This is a genomic window from Cerasibacillus sp. JNUCC 74 (genome assembly GCF_053667775.1).
The window spans coordinates 1,707,268-1,718,719 of sequence record NZ_CM132207.1 but is presented as its reverse complement, the minus strand read 5'-3'; the positions used below and the strand labels follow the sequence as shown (position 1 = coordinate 1,718,719).

9 protein-coding genes are annotated in these 11,452 nt (G+C 35.7%); 3 read left to right on the top strand and 6 right to left on the bottom strand.

From position 1 onward, the window contains the following. Positions 1-44: 44 nt before the first annotated feature. On the bottom strand, positions 45-371 hold the full coding sequence (locus JNUCC74_RS07480) for an energy-coupled thiamine transporter ThiT (RefSeq protein ID WP_454067855.1): 327 nt from the start codon (positions 369-371) through the stop codon (positions 45-47). 674 nt (positions 372-1,045) lie between these two features. On the opposite strand from JNUCC74_RS07480, the gene JNUCC74_RS07475 reads away from it, so the two are divergent. Further along, complete coding sequence (locus JNUCC74_RS07475; protein WP_077320239.1) at positions 1,046-1,582, top strand: YceI family protein; 537 nt, start codon at positions 1,046-1,048, stop codon at positions 1,580-1,582. Between the two features lie 218 nt (positions 1,583-1,800). On the opposite strand, the gene JNUCC74_RS07470 is transcribed toward JNUCC74_RS07475, so the two are convergent. After that, positions 1,801-2,670, bottom strand: coding sequence for a VanW family protein (locus JNUCC74_RS07470; RefSeq protein WP_454067525.1), 870 nt, complete (start codon positions 2,668-2,670; stop codon positions 1,801-1,803). An 824-nt stretch (positions 2,671-3,494) separates the two neighbouring features. Beyond that, positions 3,495-4,709 carry an NAD(P)/FAD-dependent oxidoreductase gene (locus tag JNUCC74_RS07465; RefSeq protein WP_454067524.1) on the bottom strand — a complete coding sequence of 405 codons (1,215 nt, stop codon included), beginning with the start codon at positions 4,707-4,709 and terminating at the stop codon, positions 3,495-3,497. 386 nt (positions 4,710-5,095) lie between these two features. On the opposite strand from JNUCC74_RS07465, the gene JNUCC74_RS07460 reads away from it, so the two are divergent. Next, the gene (locus JNUCC74_RS07460; protein WP_077320235.1) at positions 5,096-5,593 is read left to right on the top strand and encodes an AMP-binding enzyme; all 498 of its coding nucleotides are present in this window, start codon (positions 5,096-5,098) and stop codon (positions 5,591-5,593) included. 610 nt (positions 5,594-6,203) lie between these two features. Beyond that, complete coding sequence (gene uraA, locus JNUCC74_RS07455) at positions 6,204-7,490, top strand: uracil permease (protein WP_454067523.1); 1,287 nt, start codon at positions 6,204-6,206, stop codon at positions 7,488-7,490. Between the two features lie 331 nt (positions 7,491-7,821). Here the strand turns inward: uraA and JNUCC74_RS07450 are convergent, their stop codons facing one another. The 3 genes from JNUCC74_RS07450 to JNUCC74_RS07440 all read right to left on the bottom strand — a co-directional run bounded on the left by JNUCC74_RS07450 (position 7,822) and on the right by JNUCC74_RS07440 (position 11,146). Continuing rightward, positions 7,822-9,024, bottom strand: coding sequence for a cation:proton antiporter (locus tag JNUCC74_RS07450; RefSeq protein WP_454067522.1), 1,203 nt, complete (start codon positions 9,022-9,024; stop codon positions 7,822-7,824). 172 nt (positions 9,025-9,196) lie between these two features. Beyond that, positions 9,197-10,606: a sodium/glutamate symporter gene (locus JNUCC74_RS07445; protein ID WP_454067521.1), complete on the bottom strand. Its 1,410-nt coding sequence runs from the start codon at positions 10,604-10,606 to the stop codon at positions 9,197-9,199. Positions 10,607-10,987: 381 nt separating this feature from the next. After that, a complete protein-coding gene (locus JNUCC74_RS07440) occupies positions 10,988-11,146 on the bottom strand; it encodes a hypothetical protein (RefSeq protein WP_454067520.1) in 159 nt (52 codons plus the stop codon). Between the last annotated feature and the right edge of the window lie 306 nt (positions 11,147-11,452).

Below are 11,452 nucleotides of genomic sequence, written 5' to 3'. Positions count from 1 at the left end.
GACAGAGGAAAATTTTAAAAATGCGGCTGTGCTTAGCCTCAAGTTTAGGCTCCTGATTTTTGCAGTAATGCCCGAGGTTGATTATGAAATAACAATATGATGACAACAGCACTCAGTAGAATTGCTGGAATCATGTAAGAAGCATTATAAATTAGTGAATATAACCTGACTGGCTGTCCTTTTATCGCTGATTTAAAAAAGGCAACTCCAGTAATATAATGGGCAATAAAACGTAATCCGCAGCCTAACAACACGCCTAAAACAATATAAGTCAAATACTGTTTGGCTTTGTTTTGCCGGACTGCCTGTTTCATTTTCTCAGCAAAAACACCTGTAAATCCTACTACGGTAAAGGCAAGTGCGTAATCAATCCCTGAACTGGGTATAAAAAATAAGCATAACCCAAGTTTAAAACTAGACTATCAAAAAGCTAATAATTCTTCTTATCTTTCAGAACTAATTAGTACGTTAGCTTGTAATACTTGTTGTTTCTCTTTTGTAGTTACATCATTGTTCTTAAGCCATGCAATAATCGAAGTAGGTAATATAATAGCTATTGAAATGGATGGTTCAAGCCTCTCTATTGACAAGGGTGATCGATTAAAAACTACTTACCTGCTACTAACACCTGATTAGCTAAGGCAACAAGTGTATTACAGTACAAATTAATGCCTCTTTATCCATTTATAGCCACTTCCCTTTTCTAAATAATCCCTTTCCCTCTACTACTTTCCATTTCCCTTCACTTTTGGACAGCGAATAAACTTTTGTTTTAAATTACTTTGCTGCGGGTAATCGAAATATAATAGTGACATTCTATCTCATATCAACTACTTAATGGAATGATTTTCCAAAAATTAGTTTTCTCTCTCACTAAGATCCTCTTTTCTCATACGACTTCTTTGCATGTTGATTTTGGATCCTTAACGAAAAAAAACGACGTAGAGATAATGATCAATAATTACTTGACAACATAAAGTTCCTATTTTATACTTGGTTACATAAAGTAATAAACAAAGAAAAAGTTATTAGAGAGGTGTTTATAGTGACGAAATCTATTTGGAAAGTGGATACTGTTCATAGTGAAATCAGCTTTTCAGTGAAGCATATGATGATTTCTCGAGCAAAAGGTACATTTAATGATTTTGATGGAACAATTGAAGCAGATTTGGATGCTTTAACCAATGCAAAAATTGAACTTACTGTTGATGTAAATAGTATTGATACACGCAATAAAGACCGGGATGATCATTTACGCTCTGCAGATTTTTTTGATACGGAAAAATTTCCAAAAGCAACGTTTATATCGAAGGAAATTAATAAAAAGTCGGAAACCAATTATGAGGTAGTAGGTGATCTTACTCTTCGTGGTACAACAAAGCCTATTACCGTGGCTGTTGAACTCGGGGGCCAAAGTAAGGACCCAATGAGTGGAAGCATGGTTGCCGGTTTTAATGGAGAAACATCGATTAGCCGTAAAGATTTTGGACTAACATGGAATCAAACGCTGGAAACTGGTGGCGTACTTGTTGGTGATGAAGTAAAGCTTAGCTTTGCAATCGAAGCCCATAAACAGGGTTAGAACGTTCTAGTAAGAGACGACTAGGTAAATCACCGCCCATCTTGTTCACAAGCCTTTAGGATTTTATATTTTTCCTCTTTGAAAAACCGTTTAATAGACACAAGAAAACTCCCCTTTAGGTCAAAAGATGTTATTTTTTAATCTATCTACCTAAAGGGGAGAACATATCCAATCTCAAGACCTTGCATCACACATCAGGGATTCGTTTACAAATTACTTTATTCTTGACCGACAAAATTCTCAGCTATATCTGAAGAAAAAATTCGTACTCTCATTTTTCCATTATTTGCATCCGCTCGAATTAAAAGGGGTTGATTATATCTATTTTTAAAACTGAAATCAGGCCCCCACCAGCTTACTGTCGCATCTTTTCCCGGAGGAACATACGGCACTTGCTTACTATGTGTGTACCTTTCCACAATTTCAATTCCTTGCAAATTAACAGCATTAAATAAGGTAGAAGATACTTGGCATATCCCGCCTCCGACATCTTCCGATAACTCCCCTTTAACAATAACTGGTGCTCGTTTATACCCTTTATCTATCGTTCTTTCGCCGACTACCTTATTAAATGAGAATAATTCTCCAGGGAATACAACATGATTATCAATTGCTTTGGCGGAAAGTTCAATATTACGTGTTCTTTCATGATTTGTTTCTTTATAGTGAGTTACATAGCTCCCTAATTGTTTTTTACTAATTTCTTCTAGTAATGTTTTATCAACACGCGGATAGACCGGCATCGTGGGTACGTTAAATCCTTTAGCTGTAGCATCATAAAACGTTTTATGAAACAAGATATGAAACTCATCTGTATCAACAGTAGTTCCTAATTGTTCAGGAATAATTTTTCCTCCCTTGTTAATCCTTGCATTAACAGGGGGCTGATATACTTTTTGTTTCAATTGTTGTATTAATGTTTGTAACCTTCGCTGATCAATAAACAATTGATCAATTTCATTTAAATTGTATTGATTCACTTCAACTTTTTTTATAAAAACATCGGATGGACGCTCGCTTTCAGCATTCACAAACTCCGGTATTGTCAAGCAAAATAACAAAGAAGCAATGATGATTACTCTCTTCATGTAAATGACCTCCTGTACGTAGTATTGCTAATTCATTATGAGGTCATTCATAGAATAAAAAAAACTTGCTCCCTCACCATTTATACGGAATAATGATTGGCGAAGAAATACTTTTCTGCTTTTACTTTTTTAATGTACCCAAAGTTTACTCAATAGCAAGTACTTACTTAACTCCTAGTTTTAAAAAACAGCGTCTAAGGAAGTTAGCTAATAGATACTTAAATAGATGTTCTAAAAGTCAGGTCTTTACCATGAAACAAAAGCTAGAGGCGCTTGGGAGAGCAACGTACAAACAGGAGAATTTCGGACGGGATAAAGTGAAACTCATTCCATGAAACGCTTTTTACACGGATGTAGTACCGCAAGGGTATGACCTAAAGGCCTTTAAACGAATCGAGCATTTAGGTGCCATTTTCTCCAATTTAAACTTCTATGTATTCTCTATAATCTTGAAGTGGTAGGCTTACGACACCTTACACGCGCGACAAAGGGCAACTTCATTTATGGCGTAGAAACTACTATAAACTGTTCAGCCTTGCCTCACAATAAGTACCTTGCGTTTCTCTAGTGATTGGTTAATGTGTACCCTCACAGCGTACTTCGCCACCTAGATAGTCAACATGCCTGGTGCACATGAAAAAACCATCTTATGACAAGTCATCAGATGGTTTCTCCTGAATGATTATCTAAAATCACGTTGATCTTCTAGATAATCATTTAAAAGCCTATACCCTATTAACGAAGCAATTACTAATAAAATACTACATAGCGTCTTATTTTTCATATTTGTAAAGCCTCCTTATAAAATTTAACGATCTAAGTTCTTAGAAAGGGCGAAATTTTCCTTTTTTAAGTACTAATTTCGGTCCACCGATAAGGAATAGTGAGCGATTATCTACTACTTTTTTCATTGCAGCAGCAGCTTTTCCTTTAAGCTTATAATCATTAAAAATGCTTCCAATACCATCAGAAAGACCAAGTGATGCGACTGTACCTTTACTTTCAAATACAAAATCAGTTAATGGCTCATTGTTAAGTAAAGCAACCAAGTTTTTTGCAACAACATCAGCTTCCTGCATGGCTAATTGAGCAGTTGGAGGATATGGACGATCTTCTTCTTTATTCCAAACCCAAGAACAATCACCCATTACAAATATATTTTCTTCTTCAGGCATACGTAAATCACTATTGACATTTACTTTTCCTTTTACTAATTCAAAGCCCGATTCACCTAGCACAGAGCTTCCCTTTACCCCACCTGTCCAAACAATAGTTCCAGCTTTTATTAGTTCATTATCTTCTCCAACGATAAAGCCTTCTGGTGTACATTCGGAAATAGGGGCACCAATTTTAATTTCTACCCCGCGATCTTCTAAGGACTTTTTAGCATAAGCAACTAATTCCTTATCAAACATTGGCAGAATAGATGGAGCAGCCTCTACATTGATAATTCTTACTTTACTGCGGTCGATATCGTATTTTTTACATAACTGCGGTATACGTTCAGCGAGCTCTCCCACAAATTCAATTCCTGTAAATCCAGCTCCACCAACAAGAATATTTAAGCTATGTTCGTCTACTTCTTCTCCACTTTGATATTTAGCAAATTGGTATTCTATGTGTTCACTGATTAAGCGACTTGTCTCAATATCTTCAATTGCAAAAGCATGTTCAGCCATTCCTTTAATTCCAAAATCATTTGATTCAAAACCAAGTGCAACAACAAGATAATCATATTCAAGTTCACTGTTTTCTAAAATGACACGTTGTTCATCTTTATCTATTCTTTTTACTGCATCAAATACAAGGCGAACTTTATTTGGGTTAATGACATCGCTAATCATCACTCGTGCTTGATTTGGATTAATTGTTCCAGCAGCAACCTCATGTAACCATGTAGATTCATAATGATAATTGTGTTTGTTAACTAAAATAATTTCTGCTTGTTCTGGAGATAGTTTTTGCAAAAGTCGTCTAGTTGTCGTTAGACCAGCATAACCAGCACCTAAGATCACTATCTTGGGTTTGTTAAAACTCATAAAACTTCCACCTTCCATATATTTACTTATATATTCACAGGAAAAGCGTTCTCTCTATAATATATGATGATTCAAATATACAATATAGAATCGCTTCTACCTATTTTTCAACATATTAATCATAACAAAATTTTTATATTTAATCTAATAACTAGAGACAATTTTCCTATTTAATAACTATTTACCTATTTCATTTGAAGCCGAATTTAATTCTTAGGTTTGTACATCTAGGAAAACCTAGTTGCACCTATTGTTTTTTAAACTCATAACTTGCAAGAAGAACTCGTCAAGAGATTTAAACCATTAAATAAAACGCTTTCAAAAAATTATGATATAATTTTTATAATACCGCATATGAAGAATAAAGGAAATAAGGTGGGGTTTTTATGAATCAAACAAAAGTACGTGTTGTTAATCATAAGGGAGAAGATGTTGCTCATAATGGGAAAGAAGTTGGTGATATTATCGTCAAAGGAAATGGAACACTACAGCATGCTCAGCTTCATCCAGTGCTGGAAGACGGATGGATTTTTACTGGAGATAAAGGAACAGTTGATGAAGATGGCCGCATTCATGTGAAAGAAGCTCGTAAAGATATCCCAGATGGAGGCATTTCAATTGCCTATTTAGAAAAGCTATTATTACAGCATCCCAAAATAGAAGAAGTGGCAATCATTCCCGTACCACATAAGGAAATTGGTGAAATTGCCCATGCCTTTGTTGTTCTAAAAAATAAACAACAGGTATCTGAGAAGGAAATCCTCTCATTTTGCAAAGAAAAATCTAAGAATTCATCATGTCCGCAAGCAATTTCATTTGTCGAAGAGTTACCTAAGACAACAAGTGGAAAGATTTTAAAAAGAGAACTGCAAAAATGGCTTTAGGTGTGCTTCTTATAAAGGAGTCAAAAAAACGGAGGGGGTTTTAAGGCTGGAGCTTCTGAAAACTCAGATGGGTTGCTGTTGATGCTTCCTTAACTATGAGAAAGCAACGATTATCGCTGTGAGAGTTTTACCTGTCCTTGAAAAAGAAAAGCGCTTTTTAAGAAATCTTACTTATCCGTTTACAGTCTGACACTAAGCACATCCCGCGCATAGAAATTCAAATTGGCATCGATTTGGAGTCCGAAATGGGTGTATTTAGAAATATAAGCCGTCAATGAGTTTGAATGGTGTCATTTGTGACAGATTTATTTTAATAGTTTGGATATTTCTAAAGTATGAAATAGCATACTGTGTTAAATTTTTATCTTTGTTATCATCAAACAATGATTGACAAACAGTTTATTAACTGGCATAATAATATGGATATATTTAGACGGTTACCTTTAATTCAGTCCTGTGAGGCTGCTAAGGTGAAACAGATGGAAATCTGTGAATAAGAGAAAAATTGTGTTTTGCTGATCTTTTATTCAAGCACCCTGCCCCTTACAAGGCAGGGTGCTTTTCTGTTTTTAAGTGGTAACTGTTGGGAAATTTCAAGGAGGAACTCAAGATGGCACAACATACAGAAATTCAAGTAGACGAGCGATTACCTTTTTTAACGAGTCTACCACTTAGTATTCAACATTTATTCGCTATGTTTGGATCTACCGTTCTTGTACCTATTTTATTTGGTGTTAATCCAGCAACGATATTATTAATGAACGGAATTGGAACAATCATTTATCTATTTATTACAAAAGGTAAAATCCCCGCTTATTTGGGGTCAAGTTTCGCCTTTATTGCTCCTGTATCTGCTGTTTTAGCAGATTACACAGGTGGTGATGGATATAGTTATGCATTGGGAGGTTTCTTTGCTGTAGGTGTTGTTCTATCTCTAGTTGCATTTATTATTAAATTTGTTGGAACTCGTTGGATCGATGTTATTTTCCCACCCGCCGCCATGGGTGCTATTGTATCTGTAATTGGGCTCGAATTAGTTCCTACTGCAGCAGAAATGGCCGGTTGGATTGCTCCTGCTGGTACAGATAAGTCATGGACAATAGATCCGGACACAGCACTTGTTTCTTTATTAACATTAGTTATAACTATTGTTTGCTGGGTAACGTTACGTGGTTTCTTAAAAATTATACCCATTTTACTCGGTATTATTTCTGGTTATATTATCGCCTATCTTTTCGGTCTTGTCGATCTTACTGCTGTTAAGGAAGCAAGTTGGTTTTCACTTCCTGATTTTTACCAAATGAAATTTGACTGGGGCGCTATCTTAACAATTTTACCGGCTGCTATTGTCCTCATTCCAGAACATATAGGACATTTATTCGTTACAGGAAATATTATAAAAAAAGATTTGACAAAAAAGCCTGGTCTTGACAGATCGTTAGCAGGAAATGGAATCTCTACGATTATTTCCAGTTTTTTCGGCTCTACACCTAATACAACATATGGAGAAAACATTGGTGTATTAGCTATTACACGCGTTTATTCTACATGGGTTATCGGGATGGCAGCTATTGTCGCAATTATTCTTTCTTTTGTCGGAAAACTCGCTGCCTTAATTTCTTCCATTCCAACAGCTGTTATGGGCGGTATTTCCTTACTTTTATTTGGAATTATTGCAGCAAGTGGCTTACGAATGCTAGTTGAAGCTAATGTAGATTATAGCCGTTCACAAAATTTAATTTTATCAACTGTGGTACTTGTAATTGGTGTCAGTGGTACAACCGTGCAAATCGGTACTGCTCAATTATCAGGAATGGGGTTAGCGACAGTAATTGCTATCATGCTTAGCTTATTCTTTAAGATTTTAGATGTCTTAAAACTGTCTAACGAAGATTAACCTCTTGCATTGTTAGAAAGATATCTTTTTTTATACGATAAACCCTAAAATTTTATACTTTCCTATAGTGGAACAAAAGCTAGAAGCACTCAAACCGGGAAGATAAAGTGAAACTGTTTTTACCCTAAATATTTGTTAGCAAATGGAGCATTTAGATGTCGTTATCTCCCACGTAGACTTCCTTTTTATCTTCTATTAGACAAATCGTAGTAAGATGTTTGAAGTTTATTACAGCTTGAGCACATAAGCTAGATGAAGTTAGTTTCAAAAAAGTAATCTCCAAACAAGTAAAAGCTCCACTTTTGAGTAACAGTGGAGTTTTTTATATGGATTATACTCTTTTTTCTTTTTGCTGCAATTTTTTCATCATCGGATAAACACCTGCGCTTTGAACGACAAGTGATAGTAAAATAGTTACAAAAATAAGAGCGAATAACAACATCTCATCATTTCCTAAAGTTGCCTTTAATCCAAGCACTAGAGCAATTGACATCGTTCCTTTAATTCCTGCCCATGTTATAATGCCGCAATCTTTTACAGAAATTGTTTTTTTCCATATCGGCTGAAGTTGTGTAATTATGATAATAACAATAAATCTAACTAACAGTGTTCCGATAAAAATGGCAATCGCAAATAACCATTCTGAAAAAGTGAGGTATGTTGCTGCTTGAATACCAATCAGCAAAAAAATGATTGATAAGATAGTAGGTTCTACAATCCCCCAAAAACCATCTAATTGTCTGCGAAATTCCTTTTCTTCTATGGTTTTCCCAAATTCATACGACAGCATCATGCCAGCAGTAATCGTTGATAGTACACCTGAAACCCCAATGAGCTCTCCTAAATAAAAGCTCCCATAGGCTACAATAATGCTAAGCATTACTTGGTATTGCCAATGATCCGTATAGTAAATTGCCTTACTCATAATCCAACCGAATAAAATACCAATTGCCGCCCCACCAAATGAAACAAGTAAAAACTTGTTCACAAATTCAATAAAGTTAAACCCTGTATTCTGTGTATACATCTGTAATAATACACCTAACACAACAATGCTCGTTCCATCATTAAGCATGGATTCGCCCTCGACTATCTCAGATATTTCCTCATCTCGAGAAGCTTGTTTTAAAATAGCAACCACTGACACCGGATCGGTAGGTGCTAATACAGCTGCTATCAGTAAGGCAGCTAAAAGAGATAGCGGTACAAACCAGTTTGCTACTGTGTAGATGAATATCCCGAGCAGCCCTACCGTTAAAAATAACCCAATCGTACCTAAAGTTATAATGATATACTTGCTTCTCTGCCATGCTTTGCTTGAAAATTGATAAGCGGAAATAAATAACAAAGCCGGAAGAAAAAATGTAAACAACATTTCTTTTGTAATCATGACATCATAAAAAAATGGGATTACCGACAGAAGAATACCAATTATTACAAGTACTACTGGAACTGGAAAATACGTTTGTTTTTTATCAATGGCAAAAACAAGGTACCCTATTGCTAATAATAGAAGAAGATGATATTCATTCAAAAAGCCTTCACCTACAAGCTGTTCAAAAGTTAAGCAAACACACCTGTTTCATATTCATTCGTTTCTGGCAGCTCCTTTGTTTAAATGCACGCTTGCACTGCTCGAAAGCTCACTGTCTGCCTACAAACTTTACCGATTCGTTTTACTCCTTTTTTGAACACCCATGAGATAATTATTTTTTCCCAAAATGCAACAATCCTACGAGGACTCCGATTAAGCACATAATCATGGCAAAAATTAAAAATGGAATTGCTCCAAATTGATAAATTAGCGGCACCGATAATGCCGTTACTAGTCCTCCACCAAGAAAGGGTTCATAAACTAGCTGTTTATAACCAAATCCCTCAAAAGCTGGTGTATCACCTTTAGGATCGACAATTCGCATTAATAATAAACCTGTAGCAGTAATGCCTGTTGATTGCCCAAAGTCACCAATACCTCGTTCAAACCAATAGGAAGGAATGATCCTCGGTGCTAACACTAAAAAGCCAACTACGTTCCACAGAAGACCTGTAGCAGCTAACAAGATAAATGGGATCATATAATCACCTATGACATCAATCGATACGGTACCGATAGCGGTTAATATTAAAATATCTAAAGCAAATCCTTGAATTCGATTAATCATATTGCGATCAATAATTCTTGCATTATCTATTTTATTAAAGAAAACCTGAACAAAAATCCCGCCAATCATTGCCAATGGAAATAAAGGAATATATGTCATAAAACGAATATCTATAAAATTACCAACAGTTACAGATTCTAACCAAATCAAAAACTGTAAAAGCAGATAACCAACCAGTATAGCTAGGCCGACGATTGCAAAATGTAATGAGAGCGGCTCAATCGATTCGGGGCGAACTGTCATTTTGGCTGCTGGATCTCTATTTTCGAATTCCATGATTCCTTGCTTTCTTAAATCAGAAAAACCTTTTACATCTTTAATCACACTTGTTTTTTCTCTTCTGACTGCCCAATTAATTAATATAATCCCGACAATTACTCCTGTTAAAATCCCTACTGTAGCTAAACCGACAGATAAATCATATCCGTCAGCAAATCCTATTTCTTTAAAAGTTCCTGCTAAACCAGCGGCTGTTCCATGTCCACCTTCAAAAGCAACTTCAATTAATGCACCGACTAAAGGAGGCATACCAAATACTGGACTTAACACGAGTAACGAAAGTAAAATCCCAATAACATACTGTCCCCACCCAATTGTCCAGCCGAAAGCCAATTGTGGACCACCGTAATCCCATATTTTCCTTAGCCCGGGGATCGTTGCACCTAAAAATAAAGCGGCAAACACGACATTGATTAATAGCCCTGGTAATTCACTCCATACCACTGTCACTTGCTCTGGAAATATTCCATTAACCCAGAAGGAATCTTTAGAAACGAAATTACTTAAAATCTTTCCTAACACTTGCGGTCCAAGAATTAATGCCAAAAATCCCCCTATAATCGAGGATGGTAGAAATAAGTTCTGTAACCAAGTCACTCGGACTCGAATCCACTTTCCAATTAGCAAAAATGCTGCTAAATATAAAAATGCAAATCCAACTTGGTTTGCTGTCATTACCTAAAACCCCTTTTTGTTTTTTATTGCTATTGCTTTTCCCTTGATAGCTGCCGTTAAAACGTACGCGTTTTGTTCTAAGCTTCAAATCAATCCATCTTCTTGGGACACGCTCCCTTCCCAAAAGAATCTACAAACGATATGTCATACTGCAGCTGCCCTTTTTCTACTGTTCATCAACATGATTTACTAAATCTATAATTTTATCTTCTATATCTTTTCCTTCTTCATCCAGTAAATTGTTAATCAAAATGGAAAAAATTAATTTTTCACCATTTTTTTATAAGTACTTCAGCAATTGTATTATTACTAGGCTTCATAAACAAAATCATTATTTTAGCTAATCGCTTCGAAGCACTTCTATACAATAGTTTTGGAATATCAGGCACTTGTCCATACCGGATTATTCTTAACTATATAATACCATGCTCCTTCAATGCCTTTTGAAACACGACTAAAGCTTATCCGGTCAGCTCCAAACGGCATCCATTCTTCCTTCATTTCACCATTTTTAGCTATCTTTCCTGATAGCTTGATCACATTCTCCTCCTCTGTAAATAGAAAATTTCTTTTAAACTGTTTTTTATACTATAGGAAAGTATAAAATTTTAGGATTTATCCCGCATGTAAGGGCCGTAAGTTTCCCACTTCAAGTCCTAAATTGATACAAAAGAGTCTAAGTGGGAGAAAACGGCACCTAAATGCCCGATTGGTTCAACTAACATTCCGTGTAAAAAGCATTTCACGGAATGAAGTTTCACTTTATCGTATAAGAAAAACTACAGATTTCGCTAAAGACTTGGCGACAAGCCAAGTCTTTCTAATATTTGTTCCCCATTAACAATG

Coding starts and splice junctions, on each gene's coding strand:
- JNUCC74_RS07460 (WP_077320235.1), top strand. CDS start 5,096: ATGAATCAAACAAAAGTACGTGTTGTTAATCATAAGGGAGAAGATGTT.
- uraA (WP_454067523.1), top strand. CDS start 6,204: ATGGCACAACATACAGAAATTCAAGTAGACGAGCGATTACCTTTTTTA.
- JNUCC74_RS07470 (WP_454067525.1), bottom strand. CDS start 2,670: ATGAAGAGAGTAATCATCATTGCTTCTTTGTTATTTTGCTTGACAATA.
- JNUCC74_RS07445 (WP_454067521.1), bottom strand. CDS start 10,606: ATGACAGCAAACCAAGTTGGATTTGCATTTTTATATTTAGCAGCATTT.
- JNUCC74_RS07465 (WP_454067524.1), bottom strand. CDS start 4,709: ATGAGTTTTAACAAACCCAAGATAGTGATCTTAGGTGCTGGTTATGCT.